The 24,967-nt window shown below is 37.6% G+C and carries 20 protein-coding genes and 1 pseudogene; 19 read left to right on the forward strand and 2 right to left on the reverse strand.

The annotated features are described in order from the left end of the window. Positions 1–33 precede the first annotated feature (33 nt). From pstC to HWV54_RS05155, 16 genes and pseudogenes are all read left to right on the forward strand, one after another. Positions 34–1,494: a phosphate ABC transporter permease subunit PstC gene (pstC, locus tag HWV54_RS05085; protein WP_005866091.1), complete on the forward strand. Its 1,461-nt coding sequence runs from the start codon at positions 34–36 to the stop codon at positions 1,492–1,494. Further along, positions 1,491–2,783, forward strand: a complete 1,293-nt coding sequence (pstA, locus tag HWV54_RS05090) for a phosphate ABC transporter permease PstA (protein WP_005866089.1) — start codon at positions 1,491–1,493, stop codon at positions 2,781–2,783. The genes pstC and pstA overlap by 4 nt, the downstream gene beginning before the upstream one ends. Before the next feature lie 59 nt (positions 2,784–2,842). Further along, positions 2,843–3,601: a phosphate ABC transporter ATP-binding protein PstB gene (gene pstB, locus HWV54_RS05095; protein WP_005866087.1), complete on the forward strand. Its 759-nt coding sequence runs from the start codon at positions 2,843–2,845 to the stop codon at positions 3,599–3,601. 21 nt (positions 3,602–3,622) lie between these two features. Then, positions 3,623–4,345, forward strand: a complete 723-nt coding sequence (gene phoU, locus HWV54_RS05100) for a phosphate signaling complex protein PhoU (RefSeq protein WP_005866085.1) — start codon at positions 3,623–3,625, stop codon at positions 4,343–4,345. A 613-nt stretch (positions 4,346–4,958) separates the two neighbouring features. Next, positions 4,959–5,810 carry a cell wall hydrolase gene (locus HWV54_RS05105; RefSeq protein WP_005866083.1) on the forward strand — a complete coding sequence of 284 codons (852 nt, stop codon included), beginning with the start codon at positions 4,959–4,961 and terminating at the stop codon, positions 5,808–5,810. 30 nt (positions 5,811–5,840) lie between these two features. Next, positions 5,841–7,088 carry an aminopeptidase gene (locus tag HWV54_RS05110; RefSeq protein WP_005866081.1) on the forward strand — a complete coding sequence of 416 codons (1,248 nt, stop codon included), beginning with the start codon at positions 5,841–5,843 and terminating at the stop codon, positions 7,086–7,088. A gap of 55 nt (positions 7,089–7,143) precedes the next feature. Continuing rightward, positions 7,144–8,019, forward strand: a complete 876-nt coding sequence (mutM, locus tag HWV54_RS05115) for a bifunctional DNA-formamidopyrimidine glycosylase/DNA-(apurinic or apyrimidinic site) lyase (RefSeq protein ID WP_005866079.1) — start codon at positions 7,144–7,146, stop codon at positions 8,017–8,019. Positions 8,020–8,096: 77 nt separating this feature from the next. Further along, positions 8,097–9,485, forward strand: coding sequence for a M20/M25/M40 family metallo-hydrolase (locus HWV54_RS05120; RefSeq protein ID WP_005866077.1), 1,389 nt, complete (start codon positions 8,097–8,099; stop codon positions 9,483–9,485). Beyond that, a complete protein-coding gene (locus HWV54_RS05125; protein ID WP_005866075.1) occupies positions 9,486–10,106 on the forward strand; it encodes a ribonuclease D in 621 nt (206 codons plus the stop codon). Between the two features lie 597 nt (positions 10,107–10,703). Beyond that, positions 10,704–11,006, forward strand: a complete 303-nt coding sequence (locus HWV54_RS05130; protein WP_005866073.1) for a hypothetical protein — start codon at positions 10,704–10,706, stop codon at positions 11,004–11,006. 445 nt (positions 11,007–11,451) lie between these two features. Further along, entirely contained in the window at positions 11,452–12,282 is an 831-nt protein-coding gene (locus HWV54_RS05135) for an outer membrane protein (protein WP_005866072.1), read from the forward strand. Positions 12,283–12,618: 336 nt separating this feature from the next. Further along, positions 12,619–13,449 carry an outer membrane protein gene (locus HWV54_RS05140; protein WP_005866070.1) on the forward strand — a complete coding sequence of 277 codons (831 nt, stop codon included), beginning with the start codon at positions 12,619–12,621 and terminating at the stop codon, positions 13,447–13,449. Between the two features lie 158 nt (positions 13,450–13,607). Beyond that, a pseudogene (locus HWV54_RS07250) lies at positions 13,608–13,721 on the forward strand (hemin-binding protein E); the annotation flags it as partial. 346 nt (positions 13,722–14,067) lie between these two features. Next, positions 14,068–15,243, forward strand: a complete 1,176-nt coding sequence (locus HWV54_RS05145) for an outer membrane protein (protein WP_005866069.1) — start codon at positions 14,068–14,070, stop codon at positions 15,241–15,243. 252 nt (positions 15,244–15,495) lie between these two features. Next, positions 15,496–18,411, forward strand: coding sequence for an isoleucine--tRNA ligase (gene ileS, locus HWV54_RS05150; protein WP_005866067.1), 2,916 nt, complete (start codon positions 15,496–15,498; stop codon positions 18,409–18,411). Between the two features lie 195 nt (positions 18,412–18,606). Beyond that, the gene (locus HWV54_RS05155) at positions 18,607–19,146 is read left to right on the forward strand and encodes a hypothetical protein (RefSeq protein WP_005866065.1); all 540 of its coding nucleotides are present in this window, start codon (positions 18,607–18,609) and stop codon (positions 19,144–19,146) included. 115 nt (positions 19,147–19,261) lie between these two features. On the opposite strand, the gene HWV54_RS05160 is transcribed toward HWV54_RS05155, so the two are convergent. Next, positions 19,262–19,708 carry a nucleoside deaminase gene (locus HWV54_RS05160; RefSeq protein WP_005866063.1) on the reverse strand — a complete coding sequence of 149 codons (447 nt, stop codon included), beginning with the start codon at positions 19,706–19,708 and terminating at the stop codon, positions 19,262–19,264. Between the two features lie 274 nt (positions 19,709–19,982). On the opposite strand from HWV54_RS05160, the gene HWV54_RS05165 reads away from it, so the two are divergent. The 3 genes from HWV54_RS05165 to HWV54_RS07050 all read left to right on the forward strand — a co-directional run bounded on the left by HWV54_RS05165 (position 19,983) and on the right by HWV54_RS07050 (position 23,603). Continuing rightward, entirely contained in the window at positions 19,983–21,386 is a 1,404-nt protein-coding gene (locus tag HWV54_RS05165) for a pseudouridine synthase (RefSeq protein WP_005866062.1), read from the forward strand. Continuing rightward, the gene (rsmD, locus tag HWV54_RS05170) at positions 21,367–21,924 is read left to right on the forward strand and encodes a 16S rRNA (guanine(966)-N(2))-methyltransferase RsmD (RefSeq protein ID WP_005866060.1); all 558 of its coding nucleotides are present in this window, start codon (positions 21,367–21,369) and stop codon (positions 21,922–21,924) included. The genes HWV54_RS05165 and rsmD overlap by 20 nt, the downstream gene beginning before the upstream one ends. A gap of 1,382 nt (positions 21,925–23,306) precedes the next feature. Further along, on the forward strand, positions 23,307–23,603 hold the full coding sequence (locus HWV54_RS07050) for a transketolase C-terminal domain-containing protein (protein ID WP_005866057.1): 297 nt from the start codon (positions 23,307–23,309) through the stop codon (positions 23,601–23,603). A gap of 140 nt (positions 23,604–23,743) precedes the next feature. Here the strand turns inward: HWV54_RS07050 and lldD are convergent, their stop codons facing one another. Further along, on the reverse strand, positions 23,744–24,895 hold the full coding sequence (gene lldD, locus HWV54_RS05180; protein ID WP_005866055.1) for an FMN-dependent L-lactate dehydrogenase LldD: 1,152 nt from the start codon (positions 24,893–24,895) through the stop codon (positions 23,744–23,746). Positions 24,896–24,967 lie beyond the last annotated feature (72 nt).

Below are 24,967 nucleotides of genomic sequence, written 5' to 3' on the forward strand. Positions count from 1 at the left end.
CTGGGCTACTTTTAAAAAAAATTGAAAGACAATATGCACATTTCCTTTATTATTTTTCTGTTATTGATTCTTGGATTTGTTGGCTTTTGTATTTCTTATATGCGAGCACGCTCTCTTGAATACGCACACTACAAGATGCATTCTCGTGCGTATTATTATGGGTGGTGGACATTTTTAATAACTGTTATTCCGCCTCTTGTTTTTTTAATTTTTTGGAATGGTACGAGTAAAATTTATTTAGAGTATAGCGTTTCTCGAGAAGTTGAGGCTTATAGTGCGCATATAACAGAGCTTGTGAATCATGACCTTATTTGGGGGACTATACGAAGTTTGGTCAAAGTGCTTCATCGTTTTGATGGGGATCTTACTACGGCTTCATATGAAGAAGTGCGGGCGCAATTATTCACGAAAGGATTTATTTTACCTAATGAAGCATCAGATGATGTATTAAGGATAGCACAATCATGGGTATCTTCTTCTAAAAAGCTCCAGTTTATTGGTAATAGCTTCCTTTTTGTCATTGCATTCTTTGGTTTCATCTGTGGTCTTATGCAAATTGCTCCCCATCAGCGTGCACGCAATAAGGTTGAGTGTTTAATTGTTATTGGGTTGGGTTGTGCGTCTATCGTTGCAGTCTTGACGACAGTAGCCATTGCACTTTCCATGTTTTTTCAAACAGTGAGCTTTTTTCAGTCTGTATCTTTTTCAAATTTCTTTTTTGGAACGGTTTGGGATCCGCGTTTTTCAGTGAGCGGTTCGAGCAATGAAGTAGGGCAATTTGGTTTAATACCACTGCTTGCCGGTACACTTTATATTGCATTTGTAGCAATGCTTTTTGCTGTGCCAGTAGGATTATTTTCAGCCCTTTATATAGCCGAATATGCTTCAGCTCGATTACGAACGATAGTAAAGCCATTGTTAGAAGTTCTTGCTGGTATTCCAACCATTGTTTATGGTTTTTTTGCTTTAAAGGTTGTCGGACCATTTTTACGTGATCTTTCTATTTCTCTCTCTAATGGTTTTGGCTTTATTATGGCTCAAAGTGTTTTTACCGCTGGAATTGTGATGGGAATTATGTTGATACCTTTTGTTTCCTCTTTGTCGGATGATGTTATTACGGCTGTTCCACGCATTTTGCGTGAAGGATCGTATGGTTTAGGAGCAACACAATCGGAAACGATAAAAAAAGTGGTTATACCTGCGGCGCTTCCTGGGATTATTGGAGCAATTTTATTGACAGCATCACGTGCAATTGGAGAGACGATGATCGTGGTTTTGGCAGCAGGTGTCGCAGCAAATTTAACACTTAATCCGTTTGAAGCTATGACCACGATGACGGTTAAAATTGTTAATCAATTGACAGGTGATTTTGAGTTTAATTCTCCTCAAACTCTTGTTGCTTTTGCTTTAGGAATGACACTTTTTGTTATAACTCTTTTGATGAATATTCTTGCTCTTTATATCGTGCGTAAATATGGGGAACAATATGAATGAATAAAGATTTTCTTTTTCTTCGTCATAATATTGGACTCAAACGCCGGTATTGGGCTGAATGTCGTTTCCGTGCATATGGTGTGATTGCTGTTTTTATTGGTTTATTTTTTTTATTTGCGCTTTTATGGTCGATCATTAGTCAGGGTTATACAGCTTTTTTTCAAAGTGAAATGACGTTATCAGTTTATTTGGATGAAGAGATCATTGATCCAACTGGTCAGTATGAGACAAATCCACAAGTGCTTATGACCGCTAATTATCCCCTTCTTGTACGGAATGCTTTAGCGAAAAAGCTGGGTATAGATCAAAATGATAAGGTAGCACTGCGAGATGTTAACCGTATGTTTTCAAATGGTGTACGTGCCCAACTGCGTGAAATGGTAATAAAGAATCCAAAACTGATTGGAACAACGCAACAAATCAAAGTTTTGGCGGCAGGGGATATCGATTCTGCTTATAAAGGGAAGATAGATTTACATGTGGTAGAAAAAAACCGAAAAGTTTCTAACCGCCAAGTAGAATGGATAAGACGCTTAGCGTCTGACGGTACACTTTATAAAACATTTAATTTTGGCTTTTTTACATTTGGTGCTTCAAGTCGTGCTGAGACTGCTGGATTAGGGGTCGCTATAATTGGTTCTTTTTACATGATAGTCATAGTTTTAATGGTTTCACTCCCAATAGGAATAGCGACAGCTCTTTATTTGGAAGAATATGCACGCAAAAATAAGTTTACAGATTTTATTGAGGTTAATATTAATAACCTTGCAGCTGTTCCTTCAATTGTTTTTGGTCTTTTAGGGCTTGCTGTTTTTGTTAATTTTTTTGGGTTACCACGTTCCGCCTCTTTTGTTGGTGGGCTTGTCTTGGCTCTTATGACCTTACCAACAGTTATTATTTCGACACGTTCTGCTTTGCGTGCTGTTCCTCTCTCTATTCGCGCGGCAGCTTTAGGGTTGGGAGCATCGAAAACACAAATGATTTTTCATCATGTTGTTCCTTTAGCAGCCCCTGGTATTTTGACTGGTACAATTATTGGAGTGGCTCAAGCTCTGGGTGAAACAGCTCCTTTGCTTTTGATTGGAATGGTTGCTTTTGTTGTAAATATTCCTGCTACCCCCATGGATCCGGCAACAGCTTTGCCTGTTCAGATTTTCATGTGGGCGAGTGAAGCAGAGCGTGCTTTTGTTGAAAAATCGTCGGGTGCTATTATCGTATTAATGATTTTTCTTGCGATCATGAATATTTCTGCTGTTTTCTTACGTCGACGATTTGAACAGCGTCGGTAACTTTGATAAAGCAGCAAGTTCGGTAAGGTTTGTATTTTAAAGTAAGGCGAGTTTTTGTAATGAAGGTTAAAATGCGTGGTCAGGATGTGAAGGTTTTTTATGGTGACAAAGAAGTACTTCACGGTATTACTCTTGATATTCCTGAGCATCAGGTTACGGCTTTGATCGGACCTTCAGGTTGTGGAAAGTCTACTTTTTTGCGTTGTTTCAATCGTATGAATGATACGATTGAAGGTGCTAAAATAACAGGTCTTATTACTTTAGATGGGGAGAATATTTATGACCAGAGGATTGATGTTGTAGAATTACGGGCTCGTGTTGGGATGGTTTTTCAAAAGCCTAGTCCTTTTCCAAAATCTATCTTTGAGAATGTTGCTTATGGTCCACGCATTCACGGTTTAGTCAAATCCCGTGCTGAATTGCATGATGTGGTTGAAAGGAGTTTGAAACAGGCAGGTTTATTTGAAGAAGTAAAAGATCGTCTCCATGAGGCAGGAACAAGTTTATCGGGAGGGCAGCAACAGCGCTTGTGTATCGCGCGTGCCATTGCAGTTAATCCTGAAGTTATTTTAATGGATGAACCCTGTTCCGCTCTTGATCCAATAGCAACAGCGCGTATTGAAGAACTTATTGATGCATTACGACAAAATTATACCATTGTTATTGTGACACATTCTATGCAACAGGCAGCACGCGTTTCTCAATATACAGCTATGTTTCATTTAGGGCATTTGGTAGAAGTTGGTGCAACTGAAATGATCTTCACTTCACCAAAAGAGCAAAAGACGCAAGATTATATTACGGGGCGTTTTGGATAGGTGAATTGAGGAGTATAATATATGTCTATGAACCATACTGTCCGTTCTTATGATGCGGAACTAAAATATTTGAAAGCAAGGATTACAGAAATGGGTAATCATGCGGAAAGAATGATTGAACGTGCTGTTACATCTATTGTGTGTAGTGATCTTCAACTTGCGTCGATAGTTATTGCTGATGATTTATTTTTAGATGAAGCAGAACGTGACATTGATGAGAAAGCAATTACCATTATTTGTAAACGCCAACCGATGGCTGTTGATTTGCGTGAAATTATTGGTGCCATTCGTATTTCTTCTGATCTTGAACGGATTGGGGATATGGCAAAAAACATTGCTAAGCGAACGGTAACACTTTCAGAAATACGTCAATCTGCAGCTTTTTACCATGGGCTTGAAACAATTACAGCTTTAGCACTCAATCAGTTAAAAGAGGTGTTGAATGCTTACACTAGTCGTCTATTGGATCGTATTGATACAGTACGTGAGCGTGATGGTAAAATTGATGCTCTGTATACTTCTCTTTTTCGTGAGCTTCTGACGTATATGATGGAAGATATGCGCAATATTACGGTTTGTACACACTTACTTTTTTGTTTAAAAAATATTGAACGAATTGGTGATCATGTTACTAATATTGCGGAAATGCTGCATTATATCATAACGGGTTATCATATGTCTTCTGAGCGTTCTCGCGATGATCTTACCTATAAAGTTGGGGTAGAAGAAAAAAAGACAGATTAACATTTTTTTCAATGTATAAAATGTTTTTTAGCTTGGATATAGAAAGCTATTGATTGTTTTTTATAGTATAATTTTAAGCAGAATATAATAGAAATATATCGGCGAGTGCAAAGAAGCAGAAAATAGGCTTTTCAAGATAATCTTACAGTTTTTGGTCTTAAATTTGACAGATTTGGATATTGGAGGGTATCAATATTCATACTTTAGCTGGAGTGGCAACTTTTTCCGATCATTGTATTTGCATTTGTTTTGAAAGGGATATTTGTATTGATTTTTTCAAATCAATATAGATAGTTTTAATACTCCAATCTTTTTCATCTTTAGATTTTTGGAGAGTTTGCGAGGACTTATTATTTTATTGAGATTTAAAATGTAAGGATTGATATTGTTATGAATACAGTTGACTATAATAAGGATGGTATTAAACTGTAAATTAAGTTTCTTTTATTTTTTATTTGGCATAAATGCCTTTTAATTACTACTTTTATTAAAATTTTACTAAGTTGTAACAATTAACCATATACTTTCTTTGAAGATACATTTAAAACGCACTCAGATTTTGAATATTTCGAAGACATGAGGATGTGTTGTGTAAGAGGATGCGTTATATAAAATGAAAAAAAATTTTTGGACTGTTTTTGTTAGCTGTTTTATAGCACCGTTGGTTATTGTGGGGTGTGCTTCAAATCACTTTGGTGTTAGAAACGTAAATGATAATAAAAAGACAAAAACAGTAAGGTATCCACTGACTGAACGCCAATGCCTTATGCGTGCAATGTATTTTGAATCAAATCGTACAAGCCGTGAAGGAATGATTGCTGTTGGCACTGTTGTTATGAATCGTGTTAATTCAAGCGCTTATCCAAAAACAATTTGCGGAGTTGTTGGTCAATACAAACAGTTTGCTCCTGGTGTTTTAACGCGTTCTATGACGGAGTCTTCATCTGTTGACCGTGTTAAAGAGGCAGCAGATGCTGTTTTACGCGGTGAACGAGATAAAAAACTTAAAAACGCTAAATTTTTCCATACTGCTGGTTTATCTTTTCCTTATAAAAATATGCACTATGTTCGTGTTGCAGGGGGAAATGCTTTTTATGAAAAGCGCTCACGTGATGGATCTCTTCAAGTTCCTAGCAATGATCGTCCTTATGATGTTGCTTATGCTTTTTTTCAAGAACGTGTTGGTATTGCATCGAGTTTCATGGATGCAAGTATAGTAAGTAAAGGAATAAAAGCAGAGGAAAAACAAAATACATCTCTTTCGATAGAAGTAGTACAAGAAAACAACGTGCGCAATAAATCTTTTGCTGTAGTACAACTTAATAAAGTTCCCATTCCTATCTATGCACCTCATTATATAGATAAGGAGGGAGAAAGCAAAACAATTATGGCTTACGTTATACCCTCATCAGATCAGTTAAATGCGATTGTAGCAATGTTAGAAGAACGGTACAGAAGCCGGTAAATTTTTCATAAAAAAGAAAGGATATTGGTAATGTACTTTGATATTCATGAGACAATTTCCCCTGAAATTCTTAATCGTCTTGCAGAAATTACGGTAAAAGTTGGGCTGAATTTACAAGAAGGACAGGATCTTGTTCTAACTGCTCCAGTTTCAGCATTACCTTTAGTTCGGCGTATTGCATATCATGCTTATAAGATTGGTGCTGGTGTAATTACACCACTTTTTAGTGATGATATGTTATTGCTTACACGTTTTGAAAATGCTCATACTGCTAGTTTTGATTGTGCACCTTCTTGGTTGTATGAGGGAATGGCTAAAGCTTTTGAAAATGGCGCAGCACGTTTAGCTATTGTTGGTGATAATCCTTTACTACTTTCTAACCAAGATTTTGATAAGGTTGCACGTTTAAATAAGGCCACTTCAATGGCTTACCAACCGGCTCTCAAGAAAATATCAAATTTTGCTATGAATTGGTCGATTGTTGCTTATCCAACAACGGGGTGGGCTGAGGCGATGTTTCCTTCTTTGCCACTTCATGAAGCGATTAAGAAATTAGCTAATGCAATTTTTTCTGCTTCACGTGTTACAGAAGAAGATCCAGTGCATGCGTGGTCTGTCCATAATGCAACTTTGAAGCAAAGATCATCTTGGCTTAATAAACAGCGTTTTTCTGCTTTGCACTTTACGGGGCCAGGGACTGATTTAAAAGTTGGTTTAGCAGATGATCATGAATGGCATGGAGGTGCATCAGTTGCTAAAAATGGTGTTGTCTGCAATCCTAATATTCCAACAGAAGAGGTATTCACTACTCCTCATGCTCATAGGGTTGAAGGTTTTGTTCGTTCGACAAAGCCTCTTTCCTACCAAGGAGCACTAATTGATAATATTGAGATGAGGTTTGAAGCGGGGCGTGTTATTGATGCACGTGCTTCGACAGGACAAGAAGTTTTGAAACAGATTTTGCAAAGTGATGAAGGTGCGAGTCGATTGGGTGAAGTTGCTCTTGTTCCACATTCTTCACCGATTTCTAAAAGCGACTTTCTTTTTTATAATACATTATTTGATGAAAATGCTGCATGTCATATTGCTTTAGGACAATGTTATTCCAAGTGCTTTTTGGATGGAGCATCATTAACGGCAGAGGAAATTGCAGAACGTGGTGGTAATAAGAGCATGATTCATATTGATTGGATGATTGGATCTGGTGAAATTGACATAGACGGCATTACGCAAGATGGAATGCAAGTTCCTGTATTTCGTAAGGGCGAATGGGCTTAATATTATTATTTTTTTGATGTTATTGTTAGAAAATGTGTAATAATTAAAAAAATAAATGCCTGAACTTCCTGAAGTAGAAACCGTTCGTCGTGGACTTGAGCCGATTATAACGGATGCAAAGATTATATCTGTTATGCTTAATCGTAGAGATTTGAGGTTTCCTTTCCCTGAGGCGTTTTCTGAGCGGCTTATGGGGCGGACGATTATAGAGCTTAGACGACGCGCGAAATATTTGTTGTTTCATCTTTCACAAAATGAAACGATTTTGAGCCATTTAGGAATGTCGGGATCATGGCGCATAGAGGATGATCTTTTAAGAAAAGCATCTTCTACTACAAGTAAATTTATTAAGCATGATCACTTTGTTATGTATATTCAGGCCAAGGATGGAAAATTTTATCATCTTACTTATAATGATGTACGTCGTTTTGGATTTATGCTTTTAGTAGATACAACCAGACTTTATGAACATAAACTTTTAAAGAGGCTAGGGATTGAGCCTATGAGTAATACATTTTCTGGTAGTTATTTACAAAAGGCTTTTGTTAATAAAAAAATATCTCTTAAGAGAGTTTTGCTTGATCAGTCTGTCGTTGCGGGTCTTGGGAATATTTATGTTTGCGAAGCACTTTGGCGTAGTCGCTTATCTCCACAACGGGGTGCATTTACATTAGCATCTAAAACTATACGTGCACGTGAATTTGCAGATTCTTTAGCGCAAAATATACGCAATGTTATTTCTGAAGCTATTTTGTCTGGTGGATCTTCTTTACGTGATTATATGCATGTAGATGGCTCACTTGGTTATTTTCAACATGCTTTTTCAGTTTATGGACGAGAAGGCAAAGAATGTTTTCAATGTGGAACGCCTATCGTTCGTATTTTGCAATCTGGGCGTTCAAGTTTTTACTGTTCACAGTGTCAAAAATGAATGAAGTATCTTGCAAAATCCTACAAGAAGCTTAAAGTCCTTTATATAATTACAAAAGGCTTTGGAGGTTTTTTTTTATGCTAAATAAAGTGCTAACATATCTTGATGAAAATATAGAAAGGAGCCTTGAACGCCTTTTTTCTCTTTTACGTTTTCAATCGATTTCTACAAACTCGGCTTATAAGGATGCATGTCGTGAAACGGCTGATTGGCTTGTAGAGGATTTAAGAAGTATTGGCTTTGATGCTTCAAGGCGTGATACACCAGGACATCCGATAGTTGTTGGGCATCATTCAGGACCTTCAGATGATTGTCTGCATGTTTTGTTTTATGGTCATTATGATGTTCAACCTGTTGATCCGCTGGGTTTATGGGAAGATGATCCATTTATACCTTCTTTAAAAGAAAGAAATGGAGAGAAAGTTATTTGTGCTCGTGGGGCTTCAGATGACAAAGGTCAGCTCATGACGTTTATTGAAGCATGCCGTGCATTTAAGCAAGAGACAGGGCAGCTTCCTATTAAAGTTACTATTTTATGTGAAGGTGAGGAAGAAATTTCTTCTCCTTCCCTTATTCCTTTTTTGAAAGAAAATAAGGATGAGCTTAGAGCTGATTGTGCATTAGTTTGTGACACGTCAATGTGGGACTCAGATACACCATCTGTTTCTGTTGCTCTTCGGGGAATTATGGCAGAAGAGGTTATCATCACAGCTGCTAATCGTGATTTGCATTCTGGTTATTTTGGGGGAGCAGCAGCCAACCCCATTCGCATTTTAGCTAAAGTTTTGGCAGGGCTTCATGACGAAAATAATAGAATAACAATTCCTGGCTTTTATGATGGAGTGGAAGAAACTCCTCCACATATTTTGCAATCATGGAATGAGCTTAATTGTAATGCTGAAAATTTTCTTGGTCCTATTGGTCTTTCCATCCCTGCTGGTGAAAAAGGACGAAGCATTTTAGAACTAGTATGGGCGCGTCCTACAGCAGAAATTAATGGTATTAGTGGTGGTTATGAGGAAGAGGGAATTAAAACGGTTATTGCTTCTCAGGCAAGTGCGAAAGTGTCTTTTCGTTTAGTACATAAGCAAGATCCAGAGAAAATACGTCAAGCTTTTCGTGATTATGTGCGCAGTGTTATTCCTGCTGATTGTACAGTTGCATTTAAGGCACATGGTGCTTCTCCAGCAATTCAGCTTCCCTATGATTCCCCTTTTATCGAGGCAACAAAGGAAGCTTTATCGCAAGAGTGGAGAAATCCGGCTTTATTAACAGTCATGGGTGGTTCGATTCCGATTGTTGGAGACTTTCAGTCAATTCTTGGTATGGAAACTGTTTTGGTTGGGTTTGCATTAGCTGATGATTGTATTCATTCACCTAATGAAAAATATAACCTCAAATCGTTTCATAAAGGGCAGCGGTCTTGGGCGCGTATTCTTGCAGCTTTAGCAAAAACAGGAGGGTAGATGACGGAAATTCGTGTTCATCAAGGTGATTTACCAAACTTAGACAATTATCAAGTTGATGCTATTGCAATTGATACTGAAACTTTAGGGTTACAGCCTCACCGCGATCGTTTATGTGTTGTTCAGCTTTCTTCTGGAGATGGTACTGCTGACGTTATACAGATTGCTAAAAGACAAAAGAGTGCGCCGAATTTGGTTAAATTGCTTGAAGATAAGGCAATTACCAAAATATTTCATTTTGGGCGTTTTGATCTTTCTATTTTAGCACATACATTTGGCGTTATGCCGGATATGGTTTTTTGTACAAAGATTGCTTCAAAACTCACGCGGACCTATACAGATCGTCATGGATTGAAGGAAATTTGTGGTGAGTTGTTGAATGTGAATATTTCTAAACAGCAGCAATCTTCGGATTGGGCTGCTGAAACTTTATCACGTGCGCAAATTGAATATGCTGCATCGGATGTTTTATATCTGCATCGTTTAAAGGATATATTTGAAGAACGCTTAAGACGTGAGGAGCGGGAAAATGTTGCAAAGGCATGTTTTGAATTTTTGCCTATGAGGGCAAAACTTGATCTTTTAGGGTGGGCGGAGGTTGATATTTTCGCACATAACTAAATTTTAAATGGCTTTAAAATCAACAAAGAGAATAAGTAATGTCCCAAAACAAAATGCCCATATATTATGGGTATTTTGTTTTGCCATCTGTTTTTACAACTGTGTTTGTGACATAATTCTTAGTGTAGTGAGCTTTATTTCATTTGAATGATTGTACAATAACAATTATGAATCTGTCCTTTTTGTGTTTATAACTTGCCTTTATTTTTAAGTTTATCAAAAGAAACAGACAGTTTTATGGAGAAGTGAAAGCAGAAAATATGGGTAAGAATGTTACATAAAAGCTTTGCTATATGAAAGCTGTCGAAACTGCATTATTATAGATCAGATGTAATATCTTTGCTAAAGAAATACGTTAGTAAATGTCTGTTTATTTTGACATTTGTTAGAGGCTTGTATCTTATTGGTTACAAAATCAGTGATTTCTGCGTTCGCATAGCTTAAAAATTTTTCATTTATTTTAAAATTAAATTATTACAAGGCTCAGTTTTTTAGAATTCTGGCTTTTTGTCTATTCAGCATATCATTTTTCTATGGAAATCTAAAGCGAAGGCACTAGGTAAAATTCATTATGGATATTTATAAGGAGTTATATCTATGAACATGAAATATATTATTACAGCTTTTGCTATTTTTGCTTCAATTTCTATAGCTGAGGGAGCTAGTTTTGTTGTTGCTCAAAAGCTGGAACAAAGAATATTTTCTTCTGCTTCTTCTAATGAACAGGGTAACAGTACCGTATCTGAAATTTTTCAAGGGGAGTTTTCCTATATTGATAATGGCCAGAGGAGGGCAGTCGTGAAATTAGTACCGGTGTCACATCGGGGTAAAAAAAGAGATTTGGGATCTCGTAAAAATTTTAAGAGACCAAAATTCTCACGGGGGCCGTTGAGTTTTTAATAAGCGATGCCGTGATGTTAAAAGGTATATTTTTACAAAATTTAGGGGGGGGTATATTATTGCCAACTTTAAAGTGAGGGTGGTACGTGGTTTATGTGTTTTTAATGTGATACCAGTGTTGGGGTAATTTAGAGAGAAATCTAACTATGTATGGTAATGCGATGGGTGAAATCAAAGGCATTATTGTGCGGTGATGTATTGCAATCAATAACTGACAATATATGTCTGTATTGTGGCCAGTGATATTTCAGACTTTGAAAGACAAGGGACAGTATTGAATTTGTCGAGGATAACTCTCATTAGCGTAGCTTATAATTTCATTCAATCAAATAGCTAAAGGAGAGAAGAAGCTTTTTTTATAAGTGTGTCATTTTTACTACAGATATCTAGAGTTGTGGCTCTATATGAGACTGCACATTCAAATATTCAGATATGGAGAGAAATTATGAATATGAAATGGTTAATAACAGCTTCTGCTTTCGCTTTTGTTTCAGCTTCAGCAGCGCATGCAGCAGATGTTATTGTTCCCCACAGTTCTACATCTGTTGCACCGGTTATTGTTACTCCATCTTTTTCTTGGACAGGTCTTTATGTTGGTGGACAGATTGGCGGTTTTTCAAGTAAAACGAAGATGGATATTCTTAGTAAAGGGAAAACCATTCCCGTAAGTGATGACTTTTTACCTAAATTATCTGGCTTCATAGGGGGGCTTTATGCAGGTTCTAATATTGATCTTGGCAATGGCCTTATTCTAGGGGTTGATACAGATATCATTTGGACTGACAAAAGTCATACGAAAACAGGGCCAGCATACGAAATTCAAGAAAATCATGTGGCATATATTACTAAGATGCTGAAAGAAGCTGGTATTAAGATTGATGGCGATCTTCAAGCTAATAATAAGCGAACGCAGACTTTCACTTTTAAAGAGAAGTGGGCTGGTGCTACGCGGGTACGAATTGGCTTTGCTGCTGAACGCATTCTGCCTTATATTGCTGGTGGTATTGCTTATACACAGATTCAAGATATTGCTTCGATATCAATAACAGACCAACAGACAGGTAAAGTAAAAGCGTCTGGTAACCTGTCTGATGAAACGAAAGCCTTTGTTGGTTACACCCTTGGTGCTGGCGTTGATTTTGCTATGACCAATAATGTTATTGTGCGTGCAGAATATCGTTATTCGGATTTTGGTAAGAAGAAATTTTCAAACGATGAATATGAAACTTCTTACAAAACCAATGATTTCCGTGTTGGTGTAGCTTACAAGTTTTAACATATTATAAGTTTAAATTACGCAGGGGCTTTGTCTTTGGGAAGCTCCTGTTATTTTCTATTGCTGTATTGCCACATAATACGAATTATTACACATGGGAAATGTCGCCAAGTTTTAATTTTAGTAAAAAGAAATGCACAAACAGTAAACAGAGATTAATATTTAATATCAACAAGTTGAGTGTATTTTAACTTACGAGATTTGGGTTAGAGCGAAGCATTAAGAGGTTCCAACTCCGAGTGGGGCCTCTATTTTATGTAACTGTGTTATTTTTACTACAGATTTTTTTTTAATAGGCGTGTAACATATGCAGCATAAATAATAGGAGCAAAATTTATGAATATAAAATCTTTAATGACAGTATCTGTTATCTCTTTGATTTCAGCTACTGCGGCACAGGCTGCAGACGTTGTAGTTCCACATGAGGCAGTACCAGTTGTTACTGCCCCTGCATTTTCTTGGACAGGTTTCTATATTGGTGCTCAAGTTGGAAACTTTTCGAGCAAAGTTGAGATAACTGATTCAGGAAAAAATAAACTTGGTAAAGATGCAACACCTAAGCCTTCAGGTTTCATGGGAGGCATTTACGCAGGTTCCAATATGGACCTTGGAAGTGGACTCGTTTTAGGGGTTGAAACTGATGCAGTTTGGGCTGACCGAGAAGACACAAAAACGCTTTCTCCAAAGGAGATTGGAGGAGGTAATCTTGAGAATTTTAAGAACTCTCTTACAGCAGCTGGCGCCAAAGCTGCTCCAGGAAAGCAAGTTAATAATATCCAAGCAGATGACAAGCGTACAGATAGTACTGCTTTAAAAGAAAAATGGTCTGGTGCTACTCGTGTACGTATCGGTTTTGCAATCGCTGATCACATTATGCCATATGTTGCTGGTGGTGTTGCTTATGCACAGATGCAAGCTATTAATTCTGTTAAAGTAACAGCAAAGGCAGATAATCAGGAAGTTACTTCTGCGGCCTTGTTGGATAAAACAAAGACGTTTGTTGGTTATACCGTTGGTGGTGGTGTTGATTTCGCTATGACCGATAATGTGCTATTGCGTGCGGAATACCGTTACTCAGATTTCGGTAAAAAGGAATTCGTGAAGGATAATAACAAATTTAGCTACAAGACCAATGATTTCCGTGTTGGTGTGGCTTATAAATTCTAGTTTGTAGCAAAAGTTAAATTATTAAGAGGCTCTGTCTTTGACAGGGCCTCTATTTTTTATGATTTTTATAATTGTGTTATTTTTACTACAGATTTTTTGCATAGGTGTGTAGCATATGCACCAGAATAATTAGAAGTAAAATTTATGAATATAAAATAATGGCGACTTTTGTTATTGCTTTGATTTCCTCTTCTGCGGCACAGGCTGCAGACGTTGTGGTTCCACATAAAGTTGCACCAGTTGTGACTGCTTCTGCATTTTCTTGGAGTGGCGTCTAATCTGATGAAACAAAGACAATGGTTAATTTTACTATAGGGGGGATATTGATTTTACGGTGACTAATAATATTCTATTGCGTGCAGAATATCGTTACGCCGATTTTGATAAAAAGAAATTGCAAACACAATCAAGAATTTAACTACAGGATGAATGATTTCTGTGTTAGTGCAGCTTACAAAGTCTAAATGTAAAAAACAGAATTATTAGTACAAAATTAAAGCTAAAAGGCTCTGTCTTTAACAGAGCCTCTATTTTTTTTGTGGATGTGATATTTTTGCTACAGATATTTAAACATAGATACACTATATACAATCCGTTTTGGATTTTTGGAGATAATTTATGAACACGAAACGTTTGATATCAGCTTCTATTTTTGCTTTAATTTCATCTTCTGCAGCGCAGGCAGCAGACGTAATGATTCCTCGTCAGCCTACACCGGTTACTTCATCAGCTTTTGTAGCTCCTACTTTTACATGGACGGGCCTGTATCTTGGTGCGCAGGTTGGTGGTTTGTCAAGTAAAATTGATATGAGTATGGCTGCTCAGGGCAAGACGGTACCGCTAAGTAAAGATTTATCACCTAAATTTTCAGGTTTTGAAGGTGGTCTTTATGCAGGTTCTAATATTGATCTTGGCGATAACTTTGTTTTTGGTATCGATACGGATTTAACATGGTCTGGTAAAAAACACTCAAAGACCATTACTATAGCATCTTCTAATAGTACTTTAGTAGAAAATGTAGTCTCAAGAACTCGTAGATCAGCGCCATCGGGCCAACCACAACAAGAATCAGCATCATCATCATCTTCTTCAGGACCCTCATCATCTTCTTCAGGAGTATCATCACCTGAATCATTAGGTAGATCAGATTCAAATTCAGGAGGGAGGTCAGCATCACCAGTAGAAGGAAGGTCAGGAGAATCCGGAGCATCGACATCTGCAAGGCCCCAACTAGTATTTGCAAGATCAGGATCAGAAGAAACGCAAAGACAAGCTGGCAATGGAGCAGGGGGAGTTAACCATCACGGAAGTGGAAACGTTGGAGCTAATGCGGATAAAAACAGTACCAGTGTATATGGTATAGAGCAGGTGAAAAGAGAGATCGCTAGTCTTGCTCTAGTTCAAGGGGGCAAGGTTGAAACTTTAAGTCATACTTTAAAGCAAAATTGGGTTGGTGCTACACGGGTACGTATCGGTTTTACTGCTGATCGTTTTATGCCTTATATTGCCGGTGGTGTTGCCTATACGCGGCTCCAAGATACTATATCAGTATCATTTAAGAAAAGTAATACAAGTGATGCAAATGTTGTTTCTTCTAAGAATTTAACTGACGAAGCAAAGACAGTGATTGGTTATACTCTTGGTGGTGGTATTGATTTTGCAATGTTGGACAATGTTATTGTGCGTGCGGAATACCGTTACTCTGATTTTGGTAAAAAGAAATTTGCAAAGGAAAAACTTGAAGTGAATTATAAAACCAATGATTTCCGTGTTGGTATCGCTTACAAATTCTAATTTACTGTCAGAATGAATTGATAAAAGGGCTCTACCGGTGGTAGGGCCTTTGTTTTTTAGACGATCATTTTTGGATTTCCTTTCTTGATAATTTCATGATAAAGCGCATAAAGTGTAATGATATATCTTCTTGATCGCTGCTTAATACGTATAATGAGCTCGGCCTTCCCTATAGATAAAAAAACCAGAGTTGCAGGGTTCAGGAGAGTTATGCAAAAATGAAATCGTAAAAGTGGATAGGAATATTTCACAATGGCTGTGAAAAATGAAACAATAGATTATTCGAAAACTCTTTATCTACCGCAAACAAATTTTCCGATGCGTGCAGGGCTACCTCAAAAAGAGCTTGAATTAATAGCACGATGGGAAAATATAGGGCTTTATACGCAATTGCGACAACAAGCAAAAGATCGTCCGTTTTACATTCTTCATGATGGTCCACCTTATGCGAATGGACATATACATATTGGCCACGCTTTGAACAAAGTTCTAAAGGATGTGATTGTTCGTTCATTCCAAATGCGCGGTTTTAACGCAAATTATGTTCCTGGTTGGGACTGCCATGGGCTTCCGATTGAATGGAAGATTGAAGAAAAATATCGTGCGCAAGGGAAAAATAAGGATGATGTACCCCTTAACGAATTTCGTCAAGAATGCCGTGAATTTGCACAACATTGGATCACTGTTCAAAGTGAAGAATTTAAACGCCTTGGTGTTGTTGGAGATTTTAACATTCCTTATACTACAATGGCTTTTCATGCAGAAGCGCGTATTGCCGGTGAATTGATAAAGTTTGCTATGTCAGACCAGATTTATCGTGGTTCAAAGCCTGTGATGTGGTCAGTTGTGGAGCGTACGGCTTTAGCAGAGGCAGAGATTGAATATCATGATCATGAATCAGAGGTTATTTGGGTTAAGTTTCCTATTTTAAAAACAGATTCTAGCGATTTGTATGGTGCTTATGTCGTGATTTGGACAACTACTCCCTGGACAATTCCTGGTAACCGTGCGGTCAGTTATTCATCGCAGATTTCTTACGGTCTTTACGAAGTTGAAAGCACGGAAAATGATTTTGGTCCTCAAGCTGGAGAGAAATTTCTCTTTGCTGATGCATTGGCCATGAGTTGTGCAGAAAAAGCAAAACTTGTTTTGAAGCGTTTACGTGTTGTTTCTACGGATGAGCTCAAAACGCTTCTTCTTTCTCACCCACTCAAAGGTTTGTCCGGAAGTTATCATTATAAGATTATGTTGCTTGATGGTTCGCACGTAACAGAGAGTGCTGGTACAGGTTTTGTTCATACAGCGCCCAGCCATGGGCGTGAAGATTTTGAGATTTGGAATGCTTATAAGCCTCAATTGGAAGAGGCAGGTATTGATTCATCTATACCATTTCCTGTTGATGATGCTGGTTTTTACACAAAAGATGTTCCTGGTTTTGGTCCAGAGCGTAAAGAAGGGCCTGCACGCGTTATTGATGATAATGGAAAAATGGGTAATGCCAATAGAGAAGTTATTAACGCTTTAATCAAAGCGGATCGGTTATTTGCACGCGGTCGTTTAAAGCATTCTTACCCTCACAGTTGGCGTTCAAAAAAACCAGTCATTTTTCGTAATACACCACAATGGTTTATTTCAATGGATAAAGATCTTGGAGATGGTTCAACTCTACGCAGTCGTGCTTTGAAAGCTATTTCGATGACACGTTTTGTTCCTTCTTCTGGTCAAAACCGATTAGCTTCTATGATAGCAGATCGTCCTGATTGGGTTCTTTCTCGTCAGCGATCTTGGGGGGTTCCTATTTGTATTTTTGCCAATGAGGAAGGTATAGTTCTGAAAGATGAGAGCGTGAATGAGCGTATTTTGCAGGCTTTTGAAGCAGAGGGCGCAGATGCGTGGTTTGCTGAGGGAGCACGAGAGCGTTTTTTAGGTGACCGTGTGCATGAACCTTGGGTTCAAGTTCGTGATATTCTTGATGTTTGGTTTGATTCTGGAGCGAGTCATAGCTTTGTGTTAGAAGATCGAGCTGATTTAAAATGGCCTGCCGATGTTTATTTTGAAGGATCTGATCAACATCGTGGATGGTTCCAATCTTCTCTTTTGGAAAGTTGTGGTACGCGCGCTTGTTCTCCTTATAAAGTGGTGATCACACACGGTTTTACTTTGGATGAGAATGGCAAGAAAATGTCTAAATCTTTAGGCAATATAGTTGTTCCGCAAGAGATCATTAAAACATCGGGTGCTGATATTTTTCGTCTCTGGGTCATGACGACTGATTATTGGGAAGATCAGCGTTTAGGTAAAAAAATTCTTCAAACAAATGTAGATTCGTATCGTAAACTACGGAATGCAATTCGTTGGATGCTTGGGACTTTAGCGCATGATGAAGGAGAAGAAATATCTTATTGTACACTACCAGATCTTGAAAAACTTATATTACATCGGCTTTATGAACTCGATCAATTGATTAATCGGGCCTATGACGCGTTCGATTTTAAAAAGATTATGCGTGCATTGTTGGATTTTTCGATTATTGAGTTATCGGCCTTTTATTTTGATATTCGAAAAGATTCTCTTTATTGTGATGCTCCTTCATCAAAGAAACGTAAGGCTTCCTTGCAGGTAGTTCGTGAGATTTTTGAACGAATGGTAACATGGCTTGCTCCAATGTTGCCTTTTACAATGGAAGAAGCTTGGTTAGAGCGTTATCCAGAAAGTCAGTCGGTGCATTTAGAACAATTTCGTCCTGCACGAGAGGAATGGAAAAATGAATCTTTGGCTGAACGTTGGCAAAAAGTTCGGCAAGTCCGTAAAGTTGTGACAGGTGCTTTAGAGCTTGAACGAGCGGATAAGCATATTGGATCATCTTTAGAAGCTGCACCTATTGTTTTTATTTCTAATCTGGCTTTACTAGAGGCATTAGAAAATTTGGATATGGCGGAAATTTGTATCACAAGTGCCCTAACAATTAAACAGGATGTACCACCTGAGGATGCTTTTACTCTGAGTGATGTGGAAGGCGTTGGTGTGTATCCGGAAAAGGCGCTGGGGAAAAAATGTGCTCGGTCATGGCGCTATACGCAAGATGTTGGGAGTGATCCAGCTTATCCTGATGTCTCAGCTCGTGATGCAGCTGCTTTGCGGGAATTACAGATGCTTGGAAAGATTTAAAGTTTTAGACCAAGGGAAGAAAACAAATGCGGGGTTGTTTCGGTTCAATTCTGTGATTGATGCGTATTATCTTTTATGATAATAAGGAAACTCTTTGTTTTTCTGTGGGGGAGAGGTGGATTTATTGTGTGGAACGTATCTACAATAAATGCGGGAAGATTATTCAGCCATATACTTAAAAAAATGGGATAAGTAGTGAAAAAACGTGAAATAAAAATATTGCCAATAAGCATTTTGGGTATATGCTTTGTGTTAACAGGATGTGGTTTATCTGCTCCTACCTATGGTACAGATAAGTCGGTTTCATTACAGTTTTTTGAAGATATTGCTAACTTTGCTTCGCTGACATCAACAAACGATAATAGTCAACTTATTATGAAACCTCATTCAAAACTTGTGATGCCGAAATTCGGTTCGCACTTAGTTTTACCATTACCACAACAAGATATAGCACAGAATAGCTCTCTTGGTAGAGCAGAAACGACGAAGCAACATCTTGATAATGGCAGAGTTCCCGTTTTTCCAAAAAAGATATCATTAATTAATAAGCATGCCAATGCTGCTGATTCAGAAAGTATTCCACAGTTGAACGCGAAGCAGCAGCAGGAATATTTGCGTCGTCAAAGAGCGCGAGGTGGTAGTGCAAAGTATCGCCGGTATCTCACTGAGCCACCTTTAAGTTATCGGCAACCAGCGAAGATAGTGCCTGTTGGTCAATCAGAGTCGAGGCGTTAAAAGAGTTTCGAAGAAAAGTGCTTTAAAACCAGTTTGGATAAAAAAAGAGTTATTAACCTTTTTAGAGAGTTCTAATATTGTTCAAAGTAGGTGTTATAGATAGAAGAGAAATTTTTTAACATCGCTTTTGTGCAAAAAAATTTTTAAGCAATTGGGCTGCTTCTTTTTCCTTAAAACCAGAATAGATTTCAGGTTTGTGATGACAGGTTGGCTGCTGATAAAAACGTGGACCGTGTTCAATAGCACCTCCTTTAGAATCGCTTGTTGCATAATAGAGACGCTGTATGCGTGCAAGTGAAATGGCTGCAGCGCACATCGCACAAGGCTCGAGGGTTACATACAGGTCACAATCAGAAAGCCTTTCACTTTGGAGGGTTTCGCAGGCCATACGGATTACGCGCATTTCTGCATGTCCTGTAGGATCATATGCGGCTTTTATATAGTTACTAGCGCGTGCAATGATAGTTTTTCCGCGTGTGATAACAGCACCAACTGGGACTTCATCTTTTTTTTTTGCCCATTGTGCTTCTAAGAGGGCTATTTCCATGGGAGTCAAAGTCATAGAGTTCTTTCTACTAAAATATAGGGAGTCGACAAGCTTCTCCATATAGTTTCTTCATGAGGAGTATTATAAAATGAATGAGTTATAATCCTTTTATAACGAAGGGCTATTATTTTTTAAATATTTAAATCAACTGGCAAGTAAACCAATATATTATGCTACTAGGGGATAGAAAATAATAAATGATTGTGTTACTCCCACTTTTTAGGATAAGCGGCATGGTATGGGTAGATGATTTGCTGAACGTATTGGAAGAGGTTGATGTAAAGAGCGCATGAATGAAAACAATGAGAGTGAGCGGATCGCTAAAAGATTAGCGCGTGCAGGTGTTGCTTCGCGTCGTGATGCAGAAATGATGATTGTTGCAGGTCGTATTGTTGTTAATGGTAAAGTGGTAACGACACCTGCTTTTAATGTTACTCGCTCTGATGTTATTAAAGTTGATGGCAAATCTTTATCTCCCATGGAACGAACGCGCTTATGGCTTTACCACAAACCGGCAGGACTTGTCACCACTAACCGTGATCCTGAAGGTAGACCAACAGTATTTAGCAATTTGCCAAAAGGAATGCCTCGTGTTCTTTCTGTAGGCAGGCTTGACATTAATACAGAAGGGCTTTTGCTGTTAACCAATGATGGAGGTTTAGCACGTATATTAGAGCTTCCCTTAACAGGATGGGTGCGCAAATATCGAGTTCGTGCTCATGGAAAAGTAAAACAGAATGCACTTGATAACCTTAAAAATGGCATAGCGGTGAATGGTGTATTCTATGGTTCGATTGAAGCATCAATTGAACGTGAACAAGGGACAAATATTTGGCTTTCTGTGGCTTTGCGTGAAGGAAAAAATCGTGAAATAAAGAAAGTTTTTGGTGCTTTAGGATTATCGGTTAATCGTTTAATTCGTGTATCTTATGGTCCATTTCAGCTCTCTGATCTGGATGAAGGGGCCGTTCGTGAGATAAAAGGTCGTATGTTACGTGAGCAATTGGGAGAGCGTTTGATTATACAAGCCAATGCAAATTTTGATGCTCCAGTTTTAAAGCCATTTTCAAATTCTACGCTTATTGCGGAAAGACGAAATGATAGGGATATTTGTGTCACCAATGATGGTTGGATTTTCTCGAGTGAGAAAGGTATACAGCGTAGACAGCGAGACCGTTTTACTAAACACGATCAATCACGGTTGGTTACAAAATCTGATGAAAAATTTATACGCAAGGATAAGAGCGAGGAAAGGAAAGTAGAGCGTTTTTTGCCTCGTTGTCGTCGTTCTAATGTTTGGATGGCTCCTGGTGCACGTCCACAGAGTTCACTTAAAAAGTCTTTCTATAATAGCAGTACTTCTCAAGATCATAAAAGAGATTTAGCTGGCCCAAGAGCTTTTCATAAAGCTAAAGAAAAATCTCCAGTAGTACAGTTGCAGAAAGAGAGAGGTGTTAGTTTTGATCAAAAGCATAGTAAAAAGTCTTATGGAGAAGTATGTGTTGTCGGCAAAAAGAAGCATTCTTTTAAGAGAGAAGAAAGGGTTGTGAAAGACAATAATGGTGAGCATGCTTTTGAGAGTAAGAAAAAGGATAAATTGTTTATTGGTAATATAAGAAAATCTATAACATATAACGATGAAGGAAAAATAGGGAAGAAATTTGGAGAACCACGTGCGGATCGTCGGCGGTAAATTTGCTGGGCGTATTTTGTTTGCACCTGTGGGGCAGTCAATTCGTCCAACGAGTGATCGTACGCGCGAAAACCTTTTCAATATTCTTGCGAGTCGAGAAGAACAATTTTGGACCAATAAACGTATTCTTGATCTTTTTGCTGGTACTGGTGCTTTAGGCATAGAGGCTCTATCGCGTGGTGCAAAAGCTGCTGTTTTTGTTGAAAATTCAGTTGAGGGACGTGGATTACTTCAAAAAAATATTGAAGCTTTGGAATTGCAGTCAATTGGACGCATTTTGCGTCGTGATGCTACAAAACTGGGTAATATTGGCACAATGTTGCCATTTGATGTAATTTGCGCAGATCCTCCTTATGGCCATTGTTTAGGTGAGCGTGCTTTTGTGGAGGCTCTAAGAGGAGGGTGGGCAAAAAATGATACACTCTTTGTGCTTGAAGAAAAGAAAGATACAATTATTCATTTACCTGAGATATTTTATCTAGATGATGAGCGTTTTTATGGTGAGACAGCAATACGTCTTTATAAACTGCGATCATAGTTTTAGGTTTGAGAAAGTTTTCATTTTTATACAAAAGGATGAGAAAAATAATTTTGTATTACTTTTCTCATGACACTTTTTTATGGAATGATTACTATATTAATTAAAGACAATTTTTTTACTAATCAAGGGTGTGTGAAATTTTTATATTACCATTTTTCATAACCAATATACAATTTTTTGCCCGTATATGTATTTTTCTATGCGGTGTATCTAAAAAAGATATATGGCATGATATAGTTGCTCTTTTCATGAATATCACAAGACTTTTTAATTTCAGGTAAGCAATATAGGCAGTATAAAAGATGCAAATGATCTTTTAAGGTTGCTGCATATATACAAAACTCTTGATAACGTTATATCAAAATGATCAATATTTTCTTTATCATGGAATTTATCTTATATGATCAAAATAAAGGATAAGTAACGTATAAAATTACAATTTTATATAAACTTTTTAAAAACTTGGAAAGAAGAAGACAGTATGACTTATGTAACCAATAGAGCAGATATTTACAAGGCATTTTATGCCTTTCGTTTGTGACTTAATAAAATACTTAATCTCATTAGAAAAGCAAAAATTAACCACATAGCTAGAAGCTTTTCCTAGATTAATTTCTTTAATAGCTTATACAAATATAATTTTGCAAATAAATCCAACGCGCATCTATAATATTAATGGCGATCGATATATTCAAAGTAATGGTTATGCAGTTAAGGCACTGTACATTGTATTATAACAAATAGCATTTGATCCTCAACTTTTTGATACGTATTTAAGCTTTGATTTTAATTTTATTTGCCATGTAACCAAAAAAATTCTTGGCAACGAGCAAAACATAGGTTTTCTTGGTACAGGAATAATGGCTCTTTGGGGCAACTTAACTCTCAATCCTATCATTCTTTTGTACTTCTTGGCGATGGCGAAAGACAAAAGGATTCATCTGGGAGGTTGCATTATTTTCAGCACATTATTAGTTCATCAGTCTTATTGTGGCTGTCGATAGAAATAAACTCAAATTGTTGATAAGACTGGGTATCTTAATGAAAAGAGAGCACTTAAAAAATAAATTTAAAAGTGTTCAGTACTTTGTTGTAGAAATTGATGATCATAATATAACACAATTAAAAAAATCCTTCGGTTCTCCTCCATCTCATAAGAACAGACCAACAGCAATATTTGTAAACACAATGAAGGAGTATGGAATTTCCTATAAGGAAGACGGACATTGGCACTATAAGTTCCAACAGATGAGGAATACAAATATCATTATCAATAAAGCGTATGTTATAAAAAATGGAAAAGATATTCTTTTGTTGTTACTGACGAGATCGTTCAGATTTGTTTTAATGCTGCTGAAAAACACCCAAAATATGAAATTATGCTAATAGTTGGAAGTGTGCCAACAATTTGGTTTTTAGATAATGCATTTGTGCTAGAACTATGTAAATCCTATAATTCTATTATTGTCTGTGAAGAATATAGTATAAATGGAAGGCTTAGAAATGGAATTGCTAGATTATTTATGGAACATAGAATTGTATGCAAATTTGTATCGTCGGGAATACTGGATGAGTCAATCTTTAATGGAAACCAATTAGATATTTTAGCGAATTATGGAATCAACCCAAATAGTGTAACAAAAGCTATATTAGCAGTACAATACAAAAACTATTAAATTACTTTTTAATATGTTCATCAGCTCAAAAACATCATAAATCATTGAACATGCAAAAAAATAAAGCAGACAAGCACATTAAATCACGCTTTTTTGCTTTTATTGAATACGCTTTTCTTTTCTAAAGACAGTGCATTTGTTCATTGTTCAAAAGCACCTATACTTACTAAATTTTCGCGTGTAATCTTTTTAATTGTATGTGCACCGATCAAAGTCATAGCTACTCGCATTTCATTAGCTAAAAGGTCAAGGAGGTGAGCAACACCTTTTTCACCTGCTGCTGCAAGCGCATAAACAAAGGCACGACCAATCATAACGGCATCTGCACCTTGAGCTATCATGCGGACAACATCGAGACCAGAACGAACACCAGAATCTGTTAAAATAATCAAATCACCCTTTACAGTTTCCGCAATTGCTGGCAATGCGCGTGCCGTTGATAAGACACCATCAAGTTGGCGTCCGCCATGATTGGAAACGACAATGCCATCAGCACCAAATTGTACTGCTTCTCGTGCATCTTCTGGATCAAGAATGCCTTTCAAAATCATTTTTCCCTTCCAAAAATCTCGAATCCATTGCAAATCACGCCAACCAATTGATGGGTCAAAATTTGCACCAAGCCAACCAACGTAATCATCCAATGCAATTTTCTTTTGCAAATAGGTAGAAACATTTCCAAGATCATGTGGTCGCCCCATAACACCAACATTCCACGCCCAATGTGGATGGGTAAAAGCCTGTAAAATACGGCGTAATCCAGCATAGGGCCCAGACATTCCCGAATGTGCATCACGATAACGTGCACCAGGAACCGGCATATCCACTGTAAAAACCAAGGTGCGCACACCAGATGCCCAAGACCGTTCTAAAGCATCACGCATGAACCCGCGATCTTTGAGAACATAAAGTTGAAACCAAAATGCGCTTCCAACCGCTTTTTGCACTTCTGCAATGGGGCAAACTGAAACTGAGGACAGGGTAAAAGGAATCCCTTTTGCAACAGCTGCACGCGCAGCTTGTACCTCACCACGACGTGCATACATGCCAGTTAGTCCAACAGGTGCAAGTATAATCGGCAAATTAAGTATTTGACCAAAAAGTTTAGTTGAAAGATCAACTTCACTAACCTGTTTCAGAATTCTTTGACGTAATGCAAGCGTTTGCAGATCTGTACAATTACGTCGCATTGTTTCCTCAGCATAAGCTCCGCCATCGATATAGTGAAAAAGAAAAGGAGGAAGTCGTCGTTTTGCTGCTTTGCGATAATCAAATGTTGAGGAAATAATCATGAATCACACCACTGTTCCTGAATGAAAACAAAAACAATCCTAAAACTAATGAGAACTAACCTGAGCACTTCC

Origin of the sequence: Bartonella alsatica (assembly GCF_013388295.1) — a bacterium.
GTDB lineage: Bacteria > Pseudomonadota > Alphaproteobacteria > Rhizobiales > Rhizobiaceae > Bartonella > Bartonella alsatica.